At 67.7% G+C, this 21614-nt stretch carries 23 protein-coding genes; 10 read left to right on the top strand and 13 right to left on the bottom strand.

The annotated features are described in order from the left end of the window. Positions 1–152 precede the first annotated feature (152 nt). On the top strand, positions 153–1127 hold the full coding sequence (locus tag C1925_RS13470) for an RluA family pseudouridine synthase (RefSeq protein ID WP_108758233.1): 975 nt from the start codon (positions 153–155) through the stop codon (positions 1125–1127). A gap of 267 nt (positions 1128–1394) precedes the next feature. Here the strand turns inward: C1925_RS13470 and zupT are convergent, their stop codons facing one another. From zupT to C1925_RS13455, 3 genes are all read right to left on the bottom strand, one after another. Continuing rightward, positions 1395–2204: a zinc transporter ZupT gene (gene zupT / locus C1925_RS13465; RefSeq protein WP_108769335.1), complete on the bottom strand. Its 810-nt coding sequence runs from the start codon at positions 2202–2204 to the stop codon at positions 1395–1397. Positions 2205–2302: 98 nt separating this feature from the next. Continuing rightward, complete coding sequence (locus C1925_RS13460) at positions 2303–2719, bottom strand: energy transducer TonB (RefSeq protein ID WP_108769334.1); 417 nt, start codon at positions 2717–2719, stop codon at positions 2303–2305. Beyond that, positions 2716–3066 carry a 4a-hydroxytetrahydrobiopterin dehydratase gene (locus tag C1925_RS13455; protein WP_079222470.1) on the bottom strand — a complete coding sequence of 117 codons (351 nt, stop codon included), beginning with the start codon at positions 3064–3066 and terminating at the stop codon, positions 2716–2718. Before C1925_RS13455 ends, C1925_RS13460 begins: the two co-directional genes overlap by 4 nt. 90 nt (positions 3067–3156) lie before the next feature. Here C1925_RS13455 and C1925_RS13450 point away from each other — a divergent pair, with 90 nt between their 5' ends. Together C1925_RS13450 and C1925_RS13445 are read left to right on the top strand one after the other, a co-directional pair. Continuing rightward, positions 3157–3756 (top strand): NfuA family Fe-S biogenesis protein, encoded by a 600-nt coding sequence (locus C1925_RS13450; RefSeq protein ID WP_108769333.1) that lies wholly within the window; start codon positions 3157–3159, stop codon positions 3754–3756. A 10-nt stretch (positions 3757–3766) separates the two neighbouring features. Next, the gene (locus C1925_RS13445; RefSeq protein ID WP_108769332.1) at positions 3767–5530 is read left to right on the top strand and encodes a hypothetical protein; all 1764 of its coding nucleotides are present in this window, start codon (positions 3767–3769) and stop codon (positions 5528–5530) included. Between the two features lie 90 nt (positions 5531–5620). On the opposite strand, the gene C1925_RS13440 is transcribed toward C1925_RS13445, so the two are convergent. Further along, a complete protein-coding gene (locus tag C1925_RS13440) occupies positions 5621–6034 on the bottom strand; it encodes a barstar family protein (protein WP_108769331.1) in 414 nt (137 codons plus the stop codon). Continuing rightward, positions 6031–6492, bottom strand: coding sequence for a ribonuclease domain-containing protein (locus tag C1925_RS13435; protein ID WP_108769330.1), 462 nt, complete (start codon positions 6490–6492; stop codon positions 6031–6033). Before C1925_RS13435 ends, C1925_RS13440 begins: the two co-directional genes overlap by 4 nt. A 224-nt stretch (positions 6493–6716) precedes the next feature. Between C1925_RS13435 and C1925_RS13430 the strand changes: the two genes are divergently transcribed. Then, on the top strand, positions 6717–7328 hold the full coding sequence (locus C1925_RS13430; RefSeq protein WP_079222465.1) for a superoxide dismutase: 612 nt from the start codon (positions 6717–6719) through the stop codon (positions 7326–7328). 141 nt (positions 7329–7469) lie between these two features. Here the strand turns inward: C1925_RS13430 and C1925_RS13425 are convergent, their stop codons facing one another. Further along, positions 7470–8321 carry an endonuclease/exonuclease/phosphatase family protein gene (locus C1925_RS13425; RefSeq protein ID WP_108769329.1) on the bottom strand — a complete coding sequence of 284 codons (852 nt, stop codon included), beginning with the start codon at positions 8319–8321 and terminating at the stop codon, positions 7470–7472. A 160-nt stretch (positions 8322–8481) separates the two neighbouring features. Here C1925_RS13425 and C1925_RS13420 point away from each other — a divergent pair, with 160 nt between their 5' ends. Next, on the top strand, positions 8482–10047 hold the full coding sequence (locus C1925_RS13420) for an oligopeptide:H+ symporter (protein WP_108769328.1): 1566 nt from the start codon (positions 8482–8484) through the stop codon (positions 10045–10047). Between the two features lie 12 nt (positions 10048–10059). Beyond that, positions 10060–10683, top strand: coding sequence for a rhomboid family intramembrane serine protease (locus C1925_RS13415; protein ID WP_108769327.1), 624 nt, complete (start codon positions 10060–10062; stop codon positions 10681–10683). A 43-nt stretch (positions 10684–10726) separates the two neighbouring features. Here the strand turns inward: C1925_RS13415 and C1925_RS21130 are convergent, their stop codons facing one another. Further along, entirely contained in the window at positions 10727–10891 is a 165-nt protein-coding gene (locus C1925_RS21130) for a hypothetical protein (protein WP_174213509.1), read from the bottom strand. Positions 10892–11102: 211 nt separating this feature from the next. On the opposite strand from C1925_RS21130, the gene C1925_RS13410 reads away from it, so the two are divergent. From C1925_RS13410 to cfa, 3 genes are read left to right on the top strand one after another with little or no spacing between them, the layout of a single operon-like run. Next, positions 11103–11405: a GNAT family N-acetyltransferase gene (locus C1925_RS13410; RefSeq protein WP_079222461.1), complete on the top strand. Its 303-nt coding sequence runs from the start codon at positions 11103–11105 to the stop codon at positions 11403–11405. Positions 11406–11441: 36 nt separating this feature from the next. Beyond that, the gene (locus C1925_RS13405) at positions 11442–12323 is read left to right on the top strand and encodes a DUF3298 and DUF4163 domain-containing protein (RefSeq protein ID WP_108770713.1); all 882 of its coding nucleotides are present in this window, start codon (positions 11442–11444) and stop codon (positions 12321–12323) included. Between the two features lie 17 nt (positions 12324–12340). After that, the gene (gene cfa, locus C1925_RS13400; RefSeq protein ID WP_108769326.1) at positions 12341–13456 is read left to right on the top strand and encodes a cyclopropane fatty acyl phospholipid synthase; all 1116 of its coding nucleotides are present in this window, start codon (positions 12341–12343) and stop codon (positions 13454–13456) included. A 125-nt stretch (positions 13457–13581) separates the two neighbouring features. On the opposite strand, the gene C1925_RS13395 is transcribed toward cfa, so the two are convergent. Then, on the bottom strand, positions 13582–15750 hold the full coding sequence (locus C1925_RS13395; RefSeq protein ID WP_108769325.1) for a M3 family metallopeptidase: 2169 nt from the start codon (positions 15748–15750) through the stop codon (positions 13582–13584). 140 nt (positions 15751–15890) lie between these two features. Here C1925_RS13395 and C1925_RS13390 point away from each other — a divergent pair, with 140 nt between their 5' ends. After that, the gene (locus C1925_RS13390) at positions 15891–16370 is read left to right on the top strand and encodes a glutathione peroxidase (protein ID WP_108769324.1); all 480 of its coding nucleotides are present in this window, start codon (positions 15891–15893) and stop codon (positions 16368–16370) included. 160 nt (positions 16371–16530) lie between these two features. Here the strand turns inward: C1925_RS13390 and C1925_RS13385 are convergent, their stop codons facing one another. The 5 genes from C1925_RS13385 to C1925_RS13365 all read right to left on the bottom strand — a co-directional run bounded on the left by C1925_RS13385 (position 16531) and on the right by C1925_RS13365 (position 21607). Continuing rightward, on the bottom strand, positions 16531–17310 hold the full coding sequence (locus C1925_RS13385; RefSeq protein ID WP_049434844.1) for a ferredoxin--NADP reductase: 780 nt from the start codon (positions 17308–17310) through the stop codon (positions 16531–16533). A gap of 94 nt (positions 17311–17404) precedes the next feature. Further along, the gene (locus C1925_RS13380) at positions 17405–19276 is read right to left on the bottom strand and encodes an ABC transporter ATP-binding protein (protein ID WP_108769323.1); all 1872 of its coding nucleotides are present in this window, start codon (positions 19274–19276) and stop codon (positions 17405–17407) included. 49 nt (positions 19277–19325) lie between these two features. Then, positions 19326–20150 (bottom strand): hypothetical protein, encoded by an 825-nt coding sequence (locus C1925_RS13375; protein ID WP_108769322.1) that lies wholly within the window; start codon positions 20148–20150, stop codon positions 19326–19328. Positions 20151–20224: 74 nt separating this feature from the next. Next, complete coding sequence (locus C1925_RS13370; RefSeq protein ID WP_108765615.1) at positions 20225–20674, bottom strand: carboxymuconolactone decarboxylase family protein; 450 nt, start codon at positions 20672–20674, stop codon at positions 20225–20227. Positions 20675–20710: 36 nt separating this feature from the next. Then, positions 20711–21607, bottom strand: coding sequence for an RNA polymerase sigma-70 factor (locus C1925_RS13365; RefSeq protein WP_108769321.1), 897 nt, complete (start codon positions 21605–21607; stop codon positions 20711–20713). Between the last annotated feature and the right edge of the window lie 7 nt (positions 21608–21614).

The raw sequence follows: 21614 nt of genomic DNA, 5'->3' as shown, positions 1-21614 counted from the left end.
GGAAGGCCGGTGAGCCGCTAACATGGCCGCCCCGCGGGCGGTGGTCGCGCACTGTGCCGGATTCGTCGGAAGCTGGGCTTCTGGCCCTGAGTAACTTCCAACAAAATCAATCCCTTATCTCGCCCCCCGAGTGTAACAGAATAAACAGCCAGATGACTGCCTCAGACCCCACCAAGCCCGCTGGCGACAAGCCTTCCGTGCGCATGATCACCGTTCCCGAGGACCGTGCAGGCCAGCGCCTGGACAATTTCCTGCTGGGCCAGCTCAAGGGCGCCCCGCGCAGCCTGGTCTACAAGCTGGTGCGCAGCGGCCAGGTCCGCGTGAATGGCGGCCGCGCCAAGGCCGAACGCAAGCTGGAGGCGGGCGACGAGGTGCGTGTGCCGCCGGTTCGTCTCACCGAGGAAGGAGACAAAGCGGGTCCGCCCGAGTCCTTCATGCGCCGGCTGGAGCAGGCCATCGTCTTCGAAGATGCGCGCCTGCTGGCCCTGAACAAGCCGACCGGCGTGGCCAGCCACGGCGGCAGCGGCATCAGCTTCGGCGCCATCGAGACCCTGCGTGCCCTGCGCCCGGGGCAGACCCTGGAGCTGGTCCACCGGTTGGATCGCGACACCTCGGGCCTGCTGATCGTGGCCAAGAAGCGTTCGGCGCTGAGCGAGCTGCAGGCGCTGCTGCGTGAAGACCACGGCGCCGGCATCCGCAAGCGCTACCTGACCCTGCTGGCCGGGCGCATGCCCGACGGCGTGATGACGGTCGACGCGCCGCTGCACGTCGGCCTGCGCCAGGGCGGCGAGCGCCACGTGCAGGTCAACGCGATCGGCAAGGAATCGATCAGCCACTTCCGGGTGCTGGAGCGCAAGGGCGGCCATTCGTACTGCGAAGTGCGCATCGAGACCGGCCGTACCCACCAGATCCGCGTGCATGCCCAGCATCTGGGCCATCCGGTGGCCGGTGACGATAAATACGGCGATCCGGCAGTCAACAAGCGGCTTCGTGAGCAGATCGGGCTGAAGCGCCTGTTCCTGCACGCGGCCTCGCTCGAGTTCGCGCTGGACGCCGGCAAGACCCCGTACGTGCTGAACGCACCGCTTGCCGACGAGCTGGTGGAAGCGCTGGACCGTCTGAAGTAAGCGACCCATGTAGAGTCGAGCCACGCTCGACTCACGCGCGCAGCGCGCGCTTCGCTTTTCAATTTTTATCGCGCGGCCGGCGTGCACGGAAAAATGGCGGGGCACGGGCGGGGTCGGCTTGCAGGGGTGTCTGCGGCATGGATGCCGCGGACAAGCCCCCAAAGGATGGGTTCACGGCGTCCCCTGCAAGCCGGCCCCGCCCGTGACCGCGAGCGATGCCCTCAATGGCCAGCCGCGAGGGGGCTCAGCCCGTTGGCCGGGAACCCCTCACCACTTGAACAGCACCAGGCTGATCGCCAGCGTGCCCATGCCCGCCACCAGCCCGTACACGGTCTCGTGGCCCTTGGCATAGCGCTTGGCCGCCGGCAGCAGCTCATCCAGCGCCAGGAACACCATCACCCCGGCAATCAGCCCGAACACCCAGCCGAACGTGGCGTGCGACAGCGAGCCCTTCAGCAGGAAATAGCCGAGCACCGCGCCCACCGGCTCGGCCAGGCCCGACAGCAGGCTGGCCATGAAGGCGTGCAGCTTGCTCTGGGTGGCGAAGTACACCGGCACCGCGATGGCGATGCCCTCGGGGATGTTGTGGATGGCGATGGCGAAGGCCAGTGGCATGCCCACCGACGGGCTTTCCACCGTCGCGAAGAAGGTGGCCAGGCCTTCCGGGAAGTTGTGCGCGGTGATCGCCACCGCCGTCAGCAGGCCGACGCGCTTGATGTAGGCCTTGCTGTTGTCGCGGAACGCCGGTTCCTTCGAATCCAGCGTCTCGTGCGGGTTCGGGATCAGATGGTCGATGGCCACGATCGCCAGCACGCCCAGCAGGAAGGCGATGGTTCCCCAGGTGAAGCCGCCGCGCGCGCCGTAGGCCAGGGCGAACGATTCGATCGACTTGTTCAGGATTTCCGACAGCGAGACATACACCATCGCGCCGCCGGCAAACGCCAGGCCGAACGCCAGCAGGCGCGGGCTCGGGCGGCGCGAGAACAGGACCAGCAGGCTGCCGATGGCCGTCGCCAGGCCAGCGGCGAGGGTGACCGCGAGCGCGATCCAGAAGTTTTCCGGGGAGATCTGCAGCATTTACCGACGCGTTCCTGATCGTTCAGCAGCCGCCCCGGGTCAGGCCGGGGCGGCGGGGGCAAGGCGGGCATCGGCTGGCCTGGTCGCTACGTCGGCCTTCAGCCGCCGCGGCGCATCCGCTCTTCAACGGCGAAGCACTGGTCCGGCTTCGGCTGCGGCGGGTTGAAGCTGACCGGCACCTGGATGGTGGCGGGCACGGCCTGGCCATTGCGGGTGGCGGCCTTGAATTCCCATGCCTGGACGGCGGTCCTGGCCAGGTCATCCAGCTGCGGGTTGCCGGCGCCGGTCAGCAGCAGAACCTCGCTGGGGCGGCCATCGGTGCCGATGGTGACCTTGAAGGTGCTGGTGCCGCCCACGCCGGTGCAGGCCAGCTCCATCGGGTACTGCGGCGGCGGGGTCTTCACCGCGGCCACCTCGGTGGGCGGCGCGGCCGGCGGTGCCGGCGGCTCGGACGAACCGCAGCCGGCCAGGCCGGTGGCGGCGAGCAGGGACAGGCTCAGCAGTCGAACATTCATTTCACGTGCTCCGTCAGGGCCGAGGTCTTGGCCGCGCAGATGAAGTCGTTCTCGCTCAGCCCGCCCACGTCGTGGGTGGAGTAGCGCACGACGGCGCGGTCGTAGTGCACGCCCAGGTCCGGGTGGTGGTCCTCGTGGTGGGCGATCCAGGCCAGCGCGTTCACGAAGGCCATGGTGGCGTAGTAATCCTTGAAGCGGAACGTGCGCACCAGCGCCTGGCCGGCCTCGGCCAGTTCCCAGCCCGGCACCTGCGGCAGCAGTTCGGCCAGGCGCGCTTCGCCCAGCTTGTGGTCGCTGCCCTTGCGCGGCACGCAACGCGCCTGTGCCAGCGGAATCAGGTCGGACATGGGTTCCTCCACCTCGAATTGACTGAACAATGCGCCGGCCGGTGTATAAACCGAATGAGCGACCGGCGCTGACTTGGCTAGAATAGCCTGATGATCCAGATCTCCGACACTGCCCAGACCCACTTCCGCAAGCTGATCGAACGCGAGGGCGTGCCCGGCATGGGCGTGCGCCTGAGCGCCGTCGATCCCGGCACGCCGCGCGCAGACGCCCGCCTGGAGTTCGCCGAACCCAGGGACCTGCTCGGTGACGAGTGGGCCGTGGACTGCGATGGCTTCACCCTCTATGTCGACGCGCTCAGCGTGGGCTGGCTCGACGGTGCCGAGATCGACATCGTTCCCGGCACCGCCGGCACCCAGCAGCTGACCATCAAGGCCCCGCGCATCAAGGGCGAAGCGCCCGGCGAGGCCGCCTCGCTGGTCGAGCGCGTGCATTGGGTCGTGGAAAACGAAGTCAATCCGCAGCTGGCTTCGCATGGCGGCAAGGTCGCCGTGCAGGAAGTTTCGGCCGATGGCGTGGTGCTGCTGCGCTTCGGTGGCGGCTGCCAGGGCTGTGGCATGGCTGACGTCACGCTCAAGCAGGGCATCGAAAAGACGCTGATGGGCCGCGTGCCCGGCGTGACCGCCGTGCGCGACGCGACCGACCATGACAGCGGACACGCGCCGTACATCCCCCGCGGCAACGCCGCCTGATCGCCAACGCGTGCCTCTGCCCAGAGCCGAGCAACTGATCGATCTGCTGCTGGCGCGCCAGCAGCACCCCCTCATCCTCGAAAAGCGCACGCGCCTGCCGTATGGCTGGGCGATCTGGCTGCGCTCGCTGAAGCCGATCGCGCGGCCGTTCCATGCCAGCGACGTGATCGCGGTGCTGCTGCCTCGGCCATTGCCCGGACGGCCCGGGCCGCTGCCGGCCTTGGGCCCGTGGGGCGCGGCGCGGCGCCTGCTGTGGCAGGGATGGGAACCGGCCCCGCGTGACCAGCGCTGGATGCGCTGGACCTCGGCGGTGGTCAGCGCGCTGCTGCACCTGCTGTTCTTCCTGTTGCTGCTGTGGGTGGCGGTGATCCGCACCACCGCGCCGGACGACGCCGGTGCCGAAGGCGAGCGCGTGCAGATTGAATTTGTCGGCCGCGGCGCGCAGGAAGGCGGCGGCGACCAGCCCGGCGCCGAGGCGGCCGCTGCTGCCGACGCCGGTGCGGTGGCCAGTGGCCAGCCGGCGGGCGAGGCCAGCGCGCCGCGTCCGCAACCGGCCGCACCTGCTGCAGCTGCTCCTGCCCCGGCGAGCAGTGCCGCAGTGACGCCGCCACCGCCGGCGCAGAGCGAGCCCGCACCGCAGGCTGCGCCTCCGCCGACACCGGTGCAGGCCACCGCAGTGGCCGAGGCGACCACCGATTTCGTGGTGCCGCCGGTCAGCGTGCCGCGCACCGAAGTGAACATCGTGCCGCGTGACAGCACGCCCGCCGTGCGCGAGCTCAGCGTGCAGACGGTGCAGGCGCCTGCCGTGACGATGGAGGTGCGCACGCCGCAGCTGGCCGTGCCTGCCCCTGCGGTGCGCGAGGTACAGGTACAGGAGCGCGAGGTCGCCACGGTGGAAGCACCCGTGGCGCCGCAACCGCTGCGCAGCGCCGAGGTGCAGGTACGCCTGCCGCAGCGGCGCGAGGTGCAGGTGCGCGAGCGCGAAGTGCAGGCGGTGGTCGACCCGCAGGTGCGGATGGCGGCCGTGCCTGGGCGCGAACCCAGCGTGCGCGCGCCGACAGGCCGTGACGTGCAGGTGCGCGAACGCAGCGTGGCCAACGCGCCGGTTACGGCGCCGTCTCCCGCCAGTGGTGCCAGCAGTACACCTGCGCCGGCACCGGCCGGCAGTGCGGCCAGTCCGTCCACCGCGAGTGCATCACGCCCGGCCGCCAGCGCGGCGACGCCGGCACAGGCTGGTGCGCGTCCCGCGCCGACGCCGGGCAACTGGGCCACACCGGCCAAGGGCGACGACTGGGGTGCCTCGGACCGCAACCGCGACGGTGCGCGCAGCGGTGCGGCGCAGGCCAGCTCGCAGGGTGCGGGGCAGGGGCTGTTCAATGCCGACGGCAGCGTTAGGGTGCCCGGCCAGGAAGGCAAGGGTGCTGCCGAGCGCGGCGCGCCGGGTGGGGCCAACGATGGCTGGACCAAGGAACGCATCGCCGAATCGGGCCGCTGGCTGAAGCGGCCGCCGTACGACTACACGCCGACCTCGTTCGACAAGTACTGGGTGCCGCAGGAGTCGCTGCTGGCCGAATGGGTGCGCAAGGGCGTCAAGGCGATGGAGATTCCGTTGCCGGGTACCAGCACGAAGATCTCCTGCGTGATCTCGATCCTGCAGGCCGGTGGTGGCTGTGGCCTGAGCGACCCGAACATGCAGGACCAGCCGGCGGTGGCAAGGCCGCCACCGGACATCCCGTTCAAGAAAGAGCTGCAGGAAGATAACGGCAGCCGGTAACGGCGGACTGTCCGCCGCATGCCGCGCTGCGCGCTCGCCGGGCATGGCCCGGCGCTACCAGTAGATCCACGCCATGCGCGGATCAGGTCCTCACTCGCTCTGCGAGAGGAACACCCAGAACGGCACGTCGCGCCCAACCCAGTCGCGGCTGGCTTCGTCCATCACGTCCAGCAGCGTGTCGAAGTCCTTCGCCGCGCCCGCGCGCAGCGCATCCACATCGGCCAGGAACAGGGCGTAGCCCGGTGCCGGCAGCCACTGCAGGTCGCGCAGGTTGTCGGCCAGTGCATCCCAGTTGCCGCCGAAGCCGGCCGGGAAATCCAGCTGCGCGGCCAGCCGCGCCAGCAGGGTGCGCTTGTCGGTCACGCCGTGCAGGTCGATGCGGATCACCTTCAGCGAGGCATCGCGCATGGCCGCCGCCAGGTCGCTGATGTCGCCGGTATCAATGGCATAGACGCCAGCGTTGTTGATGTCATGCAGGCCGAGGCCGAAATCGTCGTGGCTCATGGGCGTTCTCCCGGGGCCGGTACGGTGAAGCTGCGGAACGAATCGTAGTGATCGTCGGTGTAGTACCACGCCTGCGGCGGGTCGCCGCCGGTGATGATGCGGCGCGCGCCGCGGTTGGAGGCACCGGGCGTATCGACCGTGTACTCACGGTAGTAACCACGCGGCCGCTGCGGCAGGCGCTGCTCGCGGTTGCCGAAGGTGGTGCCGTCCTGGCGGTGCGGGAAGGGGCCGCCGCGCTGGATGAGGGCGATGGTCTGCCGCGCCTCGGCAGGCAGGAAACCGGGCAGGCCATCGCTGCGGTCGCTGCCAGCGCCGCGCGCGGCCGGCGCGCTGCGGTTGCTGGCACCCTGCAGGTCCGGCGCGAACTGCGGTGCCGGCGGCCGCTGCAGGAAATGGTTGGCGACCAGCCCAAGCAGCAGCAGGGCGATGGCGGTGATCAACAGCCGGGGATTGCGCATGGGCCGTGGCGGGCGAGGGAAGTGCGTGCACTGTAGCGCCTGCGCGCTGCATCGTGCATGAGGAGCGGTGGCCGCGTCACTGCTGCGTAACAATTGCCAATGCAATCACCCGCAGGACGCAATTTCCTTTACATCCCCCTTGGTAATCTGGCGGTCTGTCCCCATCATTCAACGCGCACCGCCCGACGACGCCGTCGGGTGCCCTCGCTATCAGGAGATGCATCATGGCCTACACCCTGCCCAAGCTGTCCTACGCCTACGACGCTCTGGAACCGAACATCGATGCGGCAACGATGGAAATCCATCACACCAAGCATCACCAGACCTACATCAACAACGTCAACGCGGCGCTGGAAGGCACCGAGTACGCTGACCTGCCGGTCGAAGAGCTGGTGAAGAAGCTGAAGTCGCTGCCGGAGAACCTGCAGGGTCCGGTGCGCAACAACGGTGGTGGCCACGCCAACCACTCGCTGTTCTGGACCGTGATGGCCCCCAACGCCGGCGGCAACCCGGTCGGTGACGTGGCCAAGGCCATCGACAAGGACCTGGGCGGTTTCGACAAGTTCAAGGACGCCTTCACCAAGGCTGCGCTGACCCGCTTCGGCAGCGGCTGGGCCTGGCTGAGCGTGACCCCGGACAAGAAGGTCGTGGTCGAGAGCACCGGCAACCAGGACAGCCCGCTGATGGAAGGCAACACGCCGATCCTCGGCCTGGACGTGTGGGAACACGCCTACTACCTGAAGTACCAGAACCGTCGCCCGGAATACATCGGCGCGTTCTTCAACGTCATCGACTGGAACGAAGTCGAGCGTCGTTACCAGGAAGCCATCGCCTGAGTGCGGTGACAGGCTGAAACGAAGAGGCCGGGGGAAACCCCGGCCTTTTTGTTGTCGTGCGACCGCATCCGCCGGGCATGGCCCGGCGCTACCGGAAACGGGGGTAGCGCCGGGCCATGCCCGGCGAGCGCAGCGGCGCGATCATTCGGTTGCAGCCGGCACACCCTGCAGCCGCAACGTGGCCATCACGCCCAGGCGCAGGCCGGGCAGGTCGCCGTCGGCGGGCAGCTGGATCGCCTGCTGGCGGATGCCGCCGAAATACTTGACCTGGAACAGCACGTCCAGGCCATGGCCGCTGGCGCCGCCACCGCTGGCGGCCGGGGCGTCGGGCCTGCCGCCGGGGTTGCGCCGCGCTGGCTGGAAGCCGGGCGTGCTGCGTACCAGTTCGGGGGTCGCTGCGGCAAAGTCGCCGGCGATCAGGCTGGGCATGCCATCGGACGTGGCGCCGATCCAGGTCATCAGGTCGCTGGTCTGGTGCTGGCGTGCCGTGGCTTCGTCCGGGTCGGGGCGCAGGCGGGCCACATAGACGTTGAGCAGGGCCTCGCCCATCCGCAGGCGCATCATGCCGGCCGCGCTGAAGGTGCCGGGCGGATGCAGCAGGGTCACCCCGTCCTCGCTCACCGGCAGCCGGGTCAGCATCGCGTTGCCGTGCCGCAGCGGCTGGCTGGGCGGGTCGGCGGTGACGAAATCGCAGCTGTAGCGCAACCGGCTGGCCAGCCAGCAGGCGGGGTTGCGGCCCTGCTGCTGCTGCACCTGCTGCACCGAGATCACATCCGGCTGCAGTTCGGTCAGCAGCTGCAGCACCTGTTCGCGGCGCTGCTTCCACTGCGCGTCATCGCGGCTGGGCAGTTCCAGCGCGGCCACGGTCAGCTGCCGGCCCTCGTCAGCGACGGCACCCGCCAGCGGCGCGGCCTGCGGTCGCGCCCACGCGGGCGCAGCCAGCAGCAGCACGAGGCAACCAAGCAGGAGGCGGGCAGGGGGGCGGTGGCGCATAACGATAAGTTTACGCTTTTGCCGTGGAGGTGCCGTGACTTCCGGCAGGGTTGCGATTGCCTGCCATGGATCGGCGGCCCTGTCATGCAGCCGTGCAGCGTGCTTAGCAGCCACTGCTTCCGTAAACTGCGCCTTTCGCTTTGCAGGAATGCCTTACAGGATGAGCCACGACGCAGTCGCCCCCATCGCCGGCCAGGGAAAGATGCCGCGCCAGATCCCCTACATCATCGGCAATGAGGCCTGCGAACGGTTCAGCTTCTACGGGATGCGCAACATCCTGGTGCAGTTCCTGATCACCTCGCTGCTGCTGCAGGAAATCACTGCAGAAGGCCGAGCCGGTGAAGCCAAGGACATCATGCACAGCTTCATGATCGGCGTGTACTTCTTCCCGCTGCTCGGTGGCTGGCTGGCCGACAAGTTCTTCGGCAAGTACCACACCATTCTCTGGTTCAGCCTGGTCTACTGTGCCGGCCATCTCTGCCTGGCGCTGTTCGAGAACAGCCGCGAAGGCTTCTTCCTCGGCCTGGGCCTGATCGCGCTGGGTGCCGGTGGCATCAAGCCGCTGGTGGCCTCGTTCATGGGTGACCAGTTCGACCAGAGCAACAAGCACCTGGCCAAGTTCGTCTTCGATGCCTTCTACTGGATCATCAACTTCGGCTCGCTGTTCGCCTCGCTGCTGATCCCGCTGGTGCTGAAGAACTGGGGCCCGCAGTGGGCGTTCGGCATCCCCGGCATCCTGATGTTCATCGCCACCTTCGTGTTCTGGCTGGGCCGCAGGCGCTACGTGCTGGTGCCGCTGCCGCCGAAGGATCCGCATTCGTTCGCCAACGTGGTGCGCACCGCGCTGACCACGCGCGTGGCCGGGCAGGGCCGTCTGGGCCTGGCCATGGCCGTGGCCGGCGTGGTGCTGGCGGTGGCCTCGCTGGGCCTGGTCGGCAGCCTGGGCATCGTCATCTGCCTGTGCATCGCACTGGTGCTGGTCCTGGCCGGCATCGGCGGCGGCACCTGGATGCAGCTGGACCGCGCCCGTGCCCAGCACCCGGCCGAAGCCGTCGAAGGCGTGCGCTCGGTGCTGCGCGTGCTGGTCATCTTCGCCCTGACCACCCCGTTCTTCTCGCTGTTCGACCAGAAGGCCTCGACCTGGGTCCTGCAGGGCCAGCAGATGCAGATGCCGAGCTGGTTCACCGCCTCGCAGATGCAGGCACTGAACCCGCTGCTGGTGATGATCCTGATTCCGTTCAACAACCTGGTGCTGTACCCGGCCCTGCGCCGCTTCGGCTTCGAGCCGACCGCGCTGCGCCGGATGACCGCCGGCATCGCCTTCAGCGGCCTGGCCTGGATCGTGGTCGGTGGCATCCAGGTGGTGATGGACGGCGGCAATGCCATGTCCATCTTCTGGCAGATACTGCCGTACGCGCTGCTGACCTTCGGTGAGGTGCTGGTCTCGGCCACCGGCCTGGAGTTCGCCTACAGCCAGGCGCCGCAGGCCATGAAGGGCGTGGTGATGAGCTTCTGGAACCTGACCACCACCATCGGCAACCTGTGGGTGCTGCTGTCGAATGCAGCCGTGCGCAACCACACGGTGACCGAGAAGATCGCCGGGACCGGCCTCAGCGAGGCGGCGTTCCTGATGTTCTTCTTCGCCGGTTTCGCGTTCGTTGCGGCGTTGGCCTTCGGTTGGTATGCGAAACGCTATCGTATGGTCGACAACTACCGCACTGCCTGAGCCTGAGCCGACATGACCCCCGTCAATCTGCTGTTGATCGCCATCACCGCCCTCCTGTCGTGGATGGCGTTCAACAACCGCAAGCTGGCTGACCGCCTGATCCTGTGGCCGCCGGCGGTGGACCGCCACCGCCAGTACGACCGCCTGATCACCTACGGCTTCGTGCATGCCGACTGGTCGCACCTGATCTTCAACATGATCACGCTGTTCTTCTTCGGCGGGCAGATCGAGAAGGTGATGCTGTCGTTGACCGGCAGCTGGCTGACCTACCCGGCGTTCTACCTGGGCGCGCTGCTGGTTTCGATCCTGCCGAGCTACCTGAAGAACCAGAAGAACCCGAACTACCTGAGCCTGGGTGCGTCGGGCGCGGTGTCGGCGGTGCTGTTCGCCTTCATCCTGCTCAGCCCGTGGACGATCATCCTGGTGTTCTTCATTCCGGCGCCGGCGATCATCTATGCCGTGTTCTACGTCGGCTACAGCATCTGGATGGACAAGCGCGGCGGCGACCGCATCAACCACAGCGCGCACCTGGCCGGTGCCGCGTTCGGCGTGATCTTCATGCTGGCCATGCAGCCGGCCATCTTTGGCCACTTCCTGGCGCAGCTGTCGAACCCGACGTTCGGGTTCGGCCGCTGAGGGGCGAGGGTCGGATCCCCCGGGATCCGACCCGCGTAGCGGCTCAGGCTGCCCGGATGTTCTGGCCGTAGGTATCGAGCAGGCGCGAGTACACCTCCTCGCCGATCCGCTGGAAGTCCTGGTCGTCGGTCTGACCTTCCACTGCCAGCTGCAGCAGGCCCTCCAGCAGGGCGTGGTCGGTATCGGTACGGGAATCGCTGGGGTGCATGGCGGGCCTCCAAAGGCATGACACAGGGGCAACAATCGCAAGGGGCGTGCCAATCGGGCCGTATCCCTCCAGAGGGGATAGCGGCCGCCATCGCTGCAGCTTGAGGGTCCGGATCTGACGCAGACCGTCCAGACCTGCCCCTGTTCAGGCTTCACACGGTCATGTCGCCCGGCTGCGCACCATGCGCGCAGTCGTCGCAGGAGACAGTCCCATGGCTTCGGTCACGCCCCCCGGTCTGGCCTATGAGGTCGAGCACGACCAGGCCAACCACCGTTTCATCGCCCATGTGCGTGGACAGCGGGCGCTGCTGGACTACCAGATCAAGCGGCGGCGCATGGTCATCACCCATACCGAGGTGCCCGAGCCGATCGCCGGCCGCGGCATCGCCGGTGAGCTGACCCGGGTCGCGCTGCGCTTTGCCCGCGAGCACAAGTACAAGGTGGTGCCGGCCTGCGCCTACGCCGAGGCGTTCCTGCAGCGGCACGAGGAGTTTCACGACCTGCTGGTAGGCTGAAAGCAGCGGGCCACGCTTCAGCCATCGCAGGCGATGATGTACGAACATGAACAGGGGATCCCGATGAAGACTGGAAACAACCGGCTGCTGCGCGTGAGCGCGCTGGCCGGCGCAATGGGCGTGCTGCTGCTGGCCGGTTGCCAGCGTGGTGAAGAGGCGGCTCCGGCCCCCGATGCGGCACCGGCGGCAGAAGCTGCCGTGACCGAGCCGACGCCTGCCACCGAAGCGCCGCTGGACCTGCGCGACGTGGTGGAGAACAACGAGCGCGAAGTGGTCGGCATCAGCTATCCGGCCGGCATCGACCGCTACCCGGGCCTGGCGCGCGCGCTGCAGGACTACGCCACCTCCGCCCGCGGCGACCTGCAGCAGGCGCTGGACGGGCTGGGCAACGACAAGCCGACCATGCCGTACGAGCTGTCGCTGAGCTTCGAGAAGGTGCTGGAGACCCCGCAGCTGGTGGTGGTCAGTGCCGATGGCAGCCGCTACACCGGTGGCGCCCATGGCGAGCCACTGGTGGCGCGTTTCGTGTGGCTGCCACAACAGCAGCAGATGCTCAGCGCCGGCACGCTGGTGGCCGATGACAAGGGCTGGAAGGCGATCAGTGATTTCGTTGCCGACCAGCTGCGCGAGCGCGTGGCCACCCGCCTCAGCAGCGAGGACATGCAGCCGGCCGACCTGCAGGAATCGCTGCGCAATGCCTCGCGGATGATTGCCGAGGGCACCGGCCCGCAGGCCGAGAACTTCAGCCAGTTCCAGCCGCTGACCGACGACAAGGGCCAGATCACGGCGCTGCGTTTCGTGTTCCCGCCCTACCAGGTGGGCCCGTATTCGGATGGTACGCAGACGGCCGATGTACCGGCCGCGGTGCTGCTGCCGCACGTGGCCAAGGATTACGTGGCGCTGTTCGCACGCGGGTAACCGCAGACGGAGGACGCGTGGACACAGGGTTGCAGGAGCGGGTTGCCGGCCTGCTCCAGGAAGCCGGGGTCCGCATCGGCGGCACCCAGCCGCAGGACATCCAGGTGCATGACCCGCGCTTCTTCGCGCGGGTCATGGGCCACGGCTCGCTCGGCCTGGGCGAGAGCTACATGGACGGCTGGTGGGATGCCAACGTCCTGGATGAATTCCTGGTCCACCTGATGATGGCGCACCTGGACGAACGCGTGCATGGCTGGCGCGAGGTGGCCGATGCGCTGAAGGCGCGGCTGTTCAACCTGCAGGCCGGGCAGGGCAGCTATGAAGTCGGCCGCCGCCATTACGACCTGGGCAACGACCTGTACCAGGCCATGCTCGGCCAGCGCCTGGTCTACAGCTGTGGCTACTGGCGCAACGTCGTCGATCTGGATGCCGCGCAGGAGGCCAAGCTCGATCTGGTTTGCCGCAAGCTGGGCCTGCGCCCGGGCCAGCGCGTGCTGGACATCGGCTGTGGCTGGGGCGAGGCACTGAAGTATGCCGCGGTACGTTACGGCGTCAGTGGCGTGGGCGTGACCATTTCGCAGGAGCAGGCCGCGTTCGCCCGCGAGCTGTGCGCGGGCCTGCCGATCGAGATCCGCCTGCAGGACTACCGCGATCTGGACGAGCCGTTCGATGCGGTGTTCTCCATCGGCATGTTCGAGCACGTGGGTGACAAGAACTACGACAGCTTCTTCGAGGTGGCGCGGCGCTGCCTGTCGCCGCGCGGGCTGCTGCTGTTGCACAGCATCGGCACCAATGTGTCGCGGCACCGCACCGATCCATGGATCGCGCGCTACATCTTCCCCAATTCGATGCTGCCCTCGGCCGCGCAGATCACCCGTGCCTTCGAAGGGCGCTTCGTGCTGGAGGACTGGCACAACTTCGGCACCGACTACGACCTGACGCTGCAGGCGTGGCGGCGCAACGTGGAGGCGGCGTGGCCGCAGCTGGATGCGCGCTACGACGAGCATTTCCGCCGCATGTGGCGGTTCTACCTGGCCGGATCGATGGCCACGTTCCGCTGCCGGCATGCGCAGCTGTGGCAGCTGGTGCTGTCGCCGGAGGGTGTGCGCGGCGGATATGTGGCACCGCGTTAGATGGCATGGTCGGGGTCGGAGCCCTTTCCGTTGGAAAGGGATCCGACCCCGGGCTCTGACCCCATCCCAACAAAAAACCGCCCGGTTTCCCGGGCGGTTTTCATTTCACGCTACCGCGCGGGCGATCAGTTGCCGGCGCCGGTCAGGCCACGCTTTTCCAGCAGCGGTTCGATCTGCGGCTCGTGGCCGGCGAAATCGCGGAACAGCTGCATGGCATCCACGCTGCCGCCCTTGGACAGCAGGGTCGCGCGGAAGTGGTCGCCGTTCTTGCGGCTGAGGCCACCGTTGTCCTTGAACCACTTCTGGGTGTTGGCGTCCAGCACTTCCGACCAGATGTAGGCGTAGTAGCCGGCCGAGTAGCCGCCCATGATGTGGCTGAAGTACGGGGTACGGTAGCGCGGCGGAACCGGCGCGTAGTAGATGCCGTCCTTCTCCAGCGCGGCGCGCTCGAAGGCCATCACGTCCTTGGCTGCCGGCACCTTGTCGGCCGCCAGCTGGTGCCAGTTCTGGTCCAGCATCGCCGCACCCAGGTACTCGGTGGTGGCAAAGCCCTGGTTGAACTTGGCCGCGGCCAGCACCTTGTCCAGCAGCGCCTGCGGCATCGCCGAACCGTTCTGGTAGTGCTTGGCGTAGTTCTTCAGGATGGCCGGGTTGTCGGCCCACATTTCGTTGACCTGCGAGGGGAACTCGACGAAGTCGCGCGGCACGGCGGTGCCCGAGAAGTACGGGTACTTCACGTTGGAGAACATGCCGTGCAGGGCGTGGCCGAATTCGTGGAAGGTGGTGCTCACCTCATCCCAGGTCAGCAGGGTCGGCTGGCCGGCCGGCGGCTTGGGGATGTTGAGGTGGTTGGCGACCACCGGCTTGAAGCCGGTCAGCTTGGACTGCGAGACGTAGGAGTTCATCCAGGCGCCACCGCGCTTGGAGGCACGCGCGTACGGGTCGAAGATGAAGATCGCCAGCTGGCTGCCGTCGGCATCGAACACGTCATAGACGGTGACGTCGTCGTGGTACACCGGCAGGTCGGTGCGCTGCTTGAAGGTCAGGCCGAATTCCTGGTTGGCGGCGAAGAACACGCCGTTCTCCAGCACGTTCTTCATCTCGAAGTACGGCTTGAGCTGGGATTCGTCGAAGTTGTACTTGGCCTGGCGCACCTTCTCGCTGTAGAACGCCCAGTCCCACGGCTCCAGGGCGAAGGTCTTCTTGCCGGCGGCCTTCTGTTCCTTGTCGATCATCGCCTGCAGGTCGGCGGCTTCGCGCTTGGCGTTGGCCACGGCGGCCGGGGCCAGCTTGCCCAGCATCGCGTTGACGGCTTCGGGGTTCTTCGCGGTCTGGTTGGTCAGGTTGTACGCGGCGAAGTTCGGGAAGCCCATCAGCTTCGCCTTGTCGGCGCGCAGCTGCATGATGCGCGAGACCAGGGCGGTGTTGTCGAACTCACCGCCGCGGCTGCCACGGGTGATCGAGGCTTCGTAGATCTTCTGGCGCAGCGCGCGGTTGGCCAGGTTGGTCAGCGGCGGCTGGCCGGTGGTGTTGAGCAGGGTGATCACGTACTTGCCGTCCAGGCCGCGGGCCTTGGCGGCTTCGGCGGCGGCGGCGATCTGTTCCTGGGACAGGCCGTCGAGCTGCTTGACGTCGTCGACGGTGATCGCCGAGGCGTTCACTTCGGACTGCACGTTCTGGCTGAACTTGGTGCCCAGGTTGGCCAGCTCGGCGTTCATGGTCTTCAGCGTGGCCTTGTCGGCCTCGGACAGCTTGGCGCCGGAGCGCACGTAGTTGTCGTAGTACTTCTCGACCAGGCGCACGCCTTCGGCGTCCAGGCCCAGCTGGCTGCGGGTGTCATACAGCGCCTGGATGCGGGCGAACAGCTTGCCGTTCAGCGCGATCGCATCGCTGTGCGCGGCGAACTTCGCCGAGTAGTCGGCCTGCAGCTTCTTGCGCGCATCGTTGGTATCGGCGCCGACCAGACTGAAGAACACGGTGGTCGCACGGTCCAGCACGTCACCGCTCTTTTCCAGGGCGATGATGGTGTTGTCGAAGGTCGGCTTGGCCTTGGTGTTGGCGATCGCCTCCACTTCCTTCAGCTGCTGCGCCATGCCGGCGTCGAAGGCCGGGGCGAAGTCGCTGTCCTTGATCTTGTCGAACTGCGGGAAGTGCAGCGGCAGCGGGCTGTCGGCGAAGAACGGGTTGGCCTGCTGGGCGTTGGCGGCAGCGGCCGGGGCGGCGGCGCTGGCCGAATAGGCGGGCAGGGCAAGGCCGAGGGTCATGGCCACGGCAAGGGCAAGGCGGGTGGTCAAGGCGGTACTCCGGTAAGACAGACAAGTGCCCGAGGTTAACCCGCCCGGCCAGCGCGCCACTTGTGTCAAAAGGCATGCCCGGCGGCGCAAACCGGCGCGGCCTGCGATTACCATGGGGCTCCCCCTCCGGACGGTACGCCATGCCCAACGCCTTCGACTTCGGTTTCGTGGACCTGGATGGCCAGCCGCAGGCATTGGCGCAGTACCAGGGCCGGCCGCTGCTGCTGGTCAACGTCGCCAGCCGCTGCGGCTTCACCCCGCAGTACACCGGCCTGGAACAGCTGTGGCAGGACTACCGCGACCGTGGCCTGGTGGTGGTCGGCTTCCCCTGCAACCAGTTCGGTGCGCAGGAGCCTGGCGACGCGGCGCAGATCCGCCAGTTCTGTTCGCTCGATTACCCGGTCAGCTTCCCGCTTTCGCAGAAGATCGAGGTCAAAGGCGAGGGCGCCGATCCGCTGTGGCACTGGCTGTCGCACGAGAAGCGCGGCCTGCTGGGCATCGCCCGCATCAAATGGAACTTCAGCAAGTTCCTGCTCGACCGCCAGGGCCAGGTGGTGGCGCGCTATGCGCCGACCACCGCACCGGAACAGCTGCGCAGCGCGATCGAAGCGCTGCTCTGAACGAGGGTAGTGCCGGCCGCTGGCCGGCATTCCCGTAGAGCCGAGCCCATGCTCGGCTGCTGTTCGGCGAACGATGCAGGCGCGCTTCGCGCGCAAGCCGAGCATAGGCTCGGCTCTACTGACTCATCCGCCGGGCATGGCCCGGCGCTACCGAGGTGCCTTACTTCTCGACGAAGGCGCGTTCGAACACGTAGTGGCCGGGCTGGCCGATACGCGGCGAGACCTGGAAGCCACGCGCGTCGAGCACGGTGCGCAGGTCGGCCAGCATCTGCGGGCTGCCGCAGATCATCGCGCGGTCGTTCTCCGGGCTCAGTTCCGGCAGGCCCAGGGTGCGCTGCATCTCGCCGCTTTCCATCAGCTGGGTCAGGCGGCCCTGGTTGGCGAACGGCTCGCGGGTGACGGCCGGGTAGTACAGCAGCTTGTCGCCGATCATCTCGCCGAGGAACTCGTGCTCACGCAGTTCCTTCTCGAAGTAATCGCGGTAGGCCAGGTCTTTCTCGTAGCGCACGCCGTGGCAGAGGATCACCTTCTCGAAGCGCTCGTAGGTTTCCGGGTCCTTGATGACCGACAGCCACGGCGCCATGCCGGTGCCGGTACCCAGCAGGTACAGGTTCTTGCCCGGGTGCAGGTCGCTGATCAGCAGGGTGCCGGTGGGCTTCTTGCCGACCAGCACCTTGTCGCCCGGCTTGATGTGCTGCAGGCGCGAGGTCAGCGGGCCGTCCTGCACCTTGATGCTGAAGAACTCCAGGTGTTCTTCCCAGTTGGCGCTGGCGATGGAGTACGCGCGCAGCAGCGGCCGCGCCTCGGTCTCCAGGCCGATCATCACGAACTGGCCGTTCTCGAAACGGAAGCCGCTGTCGCGGGTGAGGGTGAAACTGAAGTAGGCATCGGTCCAGTGGCGGACCTCAAGCACCGTTTCGGCGCCGAAAGCGGAAGACATGGGGGCACATTCAGGCAATGGATTCGTCCCGGCCATTCTACCTCAAATGAGAGGGGTTCTCATTATCCGGAACGAGAGGCGTTCTCAGGGCCGGTCAGCGATACCCGGCGGCCTGCAGTTCGAACAGCTCGGCATAGCGCCCGCCTTGGGCCATCAGCTCCTCGTGGGTGCCGCTGGCCTCCAGCCGGCCCTCGGCCAGCACCAGGATGCGGTCGGCCATGCGCACCGAGGAAAAACGGTGCGAGATCAGCACGGCGGTGCGCCGGTCGGCCAGTTCGCGGAAGCGCTGGAACACCTCGAATTCGGCGCGGGCGTCGAGCGCGGCGGTCGGTTCGTCGAGGATCATCACCTGCGCGTCGCGCATCCACGCGCGGGCGATGGCGATCTTCTGCCACTGCCCGCCGGACAGGTCCACGCCCTGCTTGAAGCGGCGGCCGATCAGCTGCTCGTAGCCGCCGGGCAGGGCATCGATCACCTCTTCGGCCATGCCCCGGCGCGCGGCATCGGCGATGCGCGCCTGGTCGGCCATGGCCTCCACCTGGCCAACGCCGATGTTCTCGCCGGCGGTGAGGTTGTAGCGCACGAAGTCCTGGAAGATCACGCCCAGGTTGGCGCGCAGGTCGTCCAGGTCGTAGTCGCGCAGGTCGCGGCCATCGAGCAGGATGCGGCCTTCGTCCGGTTCGTACAGGCGCGCCAGCAGCTTCACCAGGGTGGTCTTGCCGGCGCCGTTCTCGCCCACCAACGCCAGCACCTCACCGGCCTGCAGCTGGAAATCGAGGTGGCGCACCGCCCACTGCTCGGCATCGGGGTAACGGAAGCCGACGTTCTTGAACACGAAGCCCTGCTGGATCGGCCGCGGCACGGCCACCGCGCCCTCGCGCGAATGGATTTCCGGTTCGATCTGGAAGAACGAATACAGGTCGTCCAGGTACAGCGCCTGGCTGGCCACCTGCGAGAAGCCGATCAGCAGGCCCTCCAGCAGCTGGCGCAGGCGCAGGAAACTGCCGGCGAGGAAAGTCAGGTCGCCGATCGAGAAATCGCCGCGCACCGTGCGCCAGGCGATATAGGCATAGGCGGTGTAGTAACCCAGCGTGCCCAGCGCGGCCAGCACCGTGCCCCAGAACGCGCGCCGCCGCGCCAGCGCACGGTTGGCCAGGAACAGCGCCGCCGACAGCCGCCGGTAGCGCTCCACCAGGAAGCGGTGCAGGTTGAAGATCTTTACTTCCTTGGCCGTTTCCACGCTGGCGCCAAGCTGGCGCAGGTAGTCCAGCTGGCGCCGCTCGGGCGTCCACAGGAAGTTGAGGCTGTAGCCGGCGGCGTTGAAATGCGATTCGCCGATGAAGGCCGGCACCAGCGCCAGCGCCAGCAGCAGGATCAGCCACGGCGCATAGACCAGCAGGCCGACCGCCAGGCTGGCCACCGTGATCGCGTCCTGCACCTGGCCGAACAGCTGGCTCATCAGGTTCATCCGGCCCATGGTCTGGCGCCGCGCACGGTCCAGCTTGTCCTGCAGGTCGGGGTCTTCGAAGTCCTCCAGGTCCAGCGTGGCAGCGTGTTCCATCAGGCGCACGCTGGTGGCGTTGGCGAACAGTTCCGACAGCAGCGCATCGGCATAGCTGACCAGCCGGCCGAGCAGGTCGGAGGCGATGGCCAGGCCGAATTCCAGCGCCAGCAGGCCCAGCAGCGGATTCAACAGGCCACTGGAAAGCGCCTCGCCCAGTGGCGGGAAGCCGGCCCCGTGCTGGCTCAGGTGCAGCGCGGTATCGATGATGAGCTTGCCCACGTACAGCATCGCCACCGGCAGCAACGCACGGATCAGGCGCAGGCCGAGGCTGGTGAGGGTCAGCGCAGGGCTGGTCTGCCACACCTGGCGCAGGAAGGGCGGCAGGTTGCGCATCGCCTTGAAGCGCTGGCGCAGGCTGGGTTTGGTGGCCGTGACAGTGCCGACGGTGGAGGGAGCGGGCATACCCGTTATTGTGCGCAGCTGCGACGTGGTGGAGCGATGAACGGTGGGGTCAAGGCTCCAGCACCCCCATCACCTCGGGGTAGTCACCGAACCACTGTTTCAGGGCTGCCGCATCGACCCCGTGCCTGCCGGTCCAGAAATCCACCGGGTAGCTCCAGTCGGAGGAATGCGATCTGGATGGCACCAGCCCCACGTTGACAAAGCGTTGTGCCAAACCTGGATGCTCGGGCGTCCGCAGCAGGCCGGCATGGCCCAGCACCTCGAGGAGGTGGCCGGCCTGCTCCACCGTCACCTTCAAACCTGGAACGCTGCGCACCCGCTTCAGCACGCGCGCGGGGGTGTCGCCCGGTGCCGCGTCATGATGCAGCAGCCGCAGCAGCGCGACCAGCGTGCTGGTGGAGGCGGGACGCCGGTGCGCGGTGCGGTTCTGGTGCTCCAGCACGAAGGTGATGAGATCCATGCCGCCACCGATCACCGCCCCGGCTGTGTATGTCACCGCGCTCAGCCAGGTGGGGTCGAAGGTGTCATTGCTCTGGCGCCCGCACACCCGGCACGCATGCGAGGGATGCGGCGCTTCTTCGTGGCGCGGGAAGTGCTGCATGAACGAATATGCGGACAAGCCAGCGCGCAACTCGGGACGATTCTCCTCCACGCCCAGGATGAAGTTGTCCACCACGTGCGACTGGCTGGCCTGTGCGTAAGCGTTGAACATGCGCGCCTGCAGCGTAGCGTGATCGGGCGTCTCCACCGGCCACAACAGTCCCAGCTCCTCCAGCGTGGCCAGCAGGTCGGGGGGCGCGTCCTCCCGATCTGAATACTGCTGCAGGGCCCTCAGGGCCGCTTTGCTGATCGGGGCATCGGTTCCAGGCTGCATCGGCGGTTTCCATCCGCGGGCGGCCAGCAAAGGTGCCGGCCCCCTGTGATGTTGTCAATTCGCGTGTCAGCGGATCACGGCAGCGGCGGCAGCAGCCCGGCACCCAGCCGGTTCCAGGCATTGATCACCGCAATGCCCATGCTCAGGTCACTGATGCCCTTCTCATCGAAGTGCGGTGCCAGCGCATCGAACGCCGCCTGCGACGGCGCGCCGTCGGTCAAGCGGGTCAGCGCCTCGGCCCAGCCCAGCGCCGCACGTTCGCGCGCATCGAAGAAACGGCTTTCGTGCCAGGCCGGCAGCGTGTCCAGCTTGCGCGGCTCGATGCCTCCCTTGCGCAGCGCGGTGCCGTGCATGTCCATGCAGTAGCCGCAGCCGTTGAGCTGGGACACGCGCAGGAACAGCAATTCCATCAGCGTCGGGTCGATCGAACTGTCATGCACTGCCTTGCTGGTGGCCAGCAGGCCCTTGAACGCATCAGCGGCCAGGCGGGTATAGGGGACGCGGGGAGAGGCATGGTCGGACATTTTCAGCTCCACGACGGCCACGGTGGCCGTCTTTCACTACAAGGACGCCGGGCCGTCCGCGTTCGTGACACGCCCGCGCAGTTTTTCCGGATTGAGCACGCTGTACACGTTGGCGATGCGGCCCTCGGCCACCTCGATGGTGGTCACCGAGTGCAGCTGGTCGCCGAGGAAGCGCAGGATCGCCGGCTCGCCATTGACCCAGCCCAGCTGGGCGGTGTGGCCCAGGCCGCGGCGCGCGATGGCCCAGAACAGGCGGCCGATGCGTTCGGCGCCCAGCAGCGGGCGCACCGCCGCGGTGACCACGCCGCCGCCATCGGACACCAGCCGTGCGTTGGCATGCAGCAGCGCCTGGATGGCCTCGCTGTCGCCACGCTGGGTGGCGTCCATGAAGCGCGCCAGCAGCTGCCGGTGCTGGCCGGTATCGGCGTTGAAGCGCGGCCGGCCCGCCTGCAGGCGCTGCTTCGCCCGGTGCACCAGCTGGCGGCAGTTGGCCTCGGTCAGGCCGAGCAGCGCGGCGATCTGCCGGTAGTCGTGGTCGAAGGCCTCCTTCAGCAGGAAGGCGGCGCGTTCCTCCGGGCCCAGCTGCTCCAGCAGGGTCAGGAAGGCCACCGAGACCTCGTCGGCGCGGGCATGGGCCACCGCCGGGTCGCTGGCCGGTTCTGCGGCCAGGCTGATCTCCAGCGGTTCAGCCAGCCACGGGCCAACGTAGTGGACCCGCTCGCGCCGGGCCGTACGCAGGCGGTCCAGGCCCAGCCGGGTGGTTGTGGTGACCAGCCAGGCCTCGGGGTCGCGCACGGCGGCCGGATCGGCGCCGGACCAGCGCAGCCAGGCATCCTGGACCACGTCCTCGGCATCGCTGCGGCTGCCCAGCAGGCGGTAGGCCAGCGCCATCAGGCGCGGGCGGTGGGTCTGGAAGGCGGATTCAGTGTTCATGTCGACC

This window comes from Stenotrophomonas sp. SAU14A_NAIMI4_5 (assembly GCF_003086795.1).
Lineage (GTDB): Bacteria > Pseudomonadota > Gammaproteobacteria > Xanthomonadales > Xanthomonadaceae > Stenotrophomonas.
This window is presented reverse-complemented; position numbering and strand designations above follow the sequence as displayed.

What these genes read in the sequence shown, in the direction of transcription:
- C1925_RS13470 (WP_108758233.1), top strand. Translation starts at nt 153, where the DNA reads ATGACTGCCTCAGACCCCACCAAGCCCGCTGGCGACAAGCCTTCCGTG.
- zupT (WP_108769335.1), bottom strand. Translation starts at nt 2,204, where the DNA reads ATGCTGCAGATCTCCCCGGAAAACTTCTGGATCGCGCTCGCGGTCACC.
- C1925_RS13460 (WP_108769334.1), bottom strand. Translation starts at nt 2,719, where the DNA reads ATGAATGTTCGACTGCTGAGCCTGTCCCTGCTCGCCGCCACCGGCCTG.
- C1925_RS13455 (WP_079222470.1), bottom strand. Translation starts at nt 3,066, where the DNA reads ATGTCCGACCTGATTCCGCTGGCACAGGCGCGTTGCGTGCCGCGCAAG.
- C1925_RS13450 (WP_108769333.1), top strand. Translation starts at nt 3,157, where the DNA reads ATGATCCAGATCTCCGACACTGCCCAGACCCACTTCCGCAAGCTGATC.
- C1925_RS13440 (WP_108769331.1), bottom strand. Translation starts at nt 6,034, where the DNA reads ATGAGCCACGACGATTTCGGCCTCGGCCTGCATGACATCAACAACGCT.
- C1925_RS13435 (WP_108769330.1), bottom strand. Translation starts at nt 6,492, where the DNA reads ATGCGCAATCCCCGGCTGTTGATCACCGCCATCGCCCTGCTGCTGCTT.
- C1925_RS13430 (WP_079222465.1), top strand. Translation starts at nt 6,717, where the DNA reads ATGGCCTACACCCTGCCCAAGCTGTCCTACGCCTACGACGCTCTGGAA.
- C1925_RS13425 (WP_108769329.1), bottom strand. Translation starts at nt 8,321, where the DNA reads ATGCGCCACCGCCCCCCTGCCCGCCTCCTGCTTGGTTGCCTCGTGCTG.
- C1925_RS13420 (WP_108769328.1), top strand. Translation starts at nt 8,482, where the DNA reads ATGAGCCACGACGCAGTCGCCCCCATCGCCGGCCAGGGAAAGATGCCG.
- C1925_RS13415 (WP_108769327.1), top strand. Translation starts at nt 10,060, where the DNA reads ATGACCCCCGTCAATCTGCTGTTGATCGCCATCACCGCCCTCCTGTCG.
- C1925_RS21130 (WP_174213509.1), bottom strand. Translation starts at nt 10,891, where the DNA reads ATGCACCCCAGCGATTCCCGTACCGATACCGACCACGCCCTGCTGGAG.
- C1925_RS13410 (WP_079222461.1), top strand. Translation starts at nt 11,103, where the DNA reads ATGGCTTCGGTCACGCCCCCCGGTCTGGCCTATGAGGTCGAGCACGAC.
- C1925_RS13405 (WP_108770713.1), top strand. Translation starts at nt 11,442, where the DNA reads ATGTACGAACATGAACAGGGGATCCCGATGAAGACTGGAAACAACCGG.
- C1925_RS13390 (WP_108769324.1), top strand. Translation starts at nt 15,891, where the DNA reads ATGCCCAACGCCTTCGACTTCGGTTTCGTGGACCTGGATGGCCAGCCG.
- C1925_RS13385 (WP_049434844.1), bottom strand. Translation starts at nt 17,310, where the DNA reads ATGTCTTCCGCTTTCGGCGCCGAAACGGTGCTTGAGGTCCGCCACTGG.
- C1925_RS13380 (WP_108769323.1), bottom strand. Translation starts at nt 19,276, where the DNA reads ATGCCCGCTCCCTCCACCGTCGGCACTGTCACGGCCACCAAACCCAGC.
- C1925_RS13375 (WP_108769322.1), bottom strand. Translation starts at nt 20,150, where the DNA reads ATGCAGCCTGGAACCGATGCCCCGATCAGCAAAGCGGCCCTGAGGGCC.
- C1925_RS13370 (WP_108765615.1), bottom strand. Translation starts at nt 20,674, where the DNA reads ATGTCCGACCATGCCTCTCCCCGCGTCCCCTATACCCGCCTGGCCGCT.
- C1925_RS13365 (WP_108769321.1), bottom strand. Translation starts at nt 21,607, where the DNA reads ATGAACACTGAATCCGCCTTCCAGACCCACCGCCCGCGCCTGATGGCG.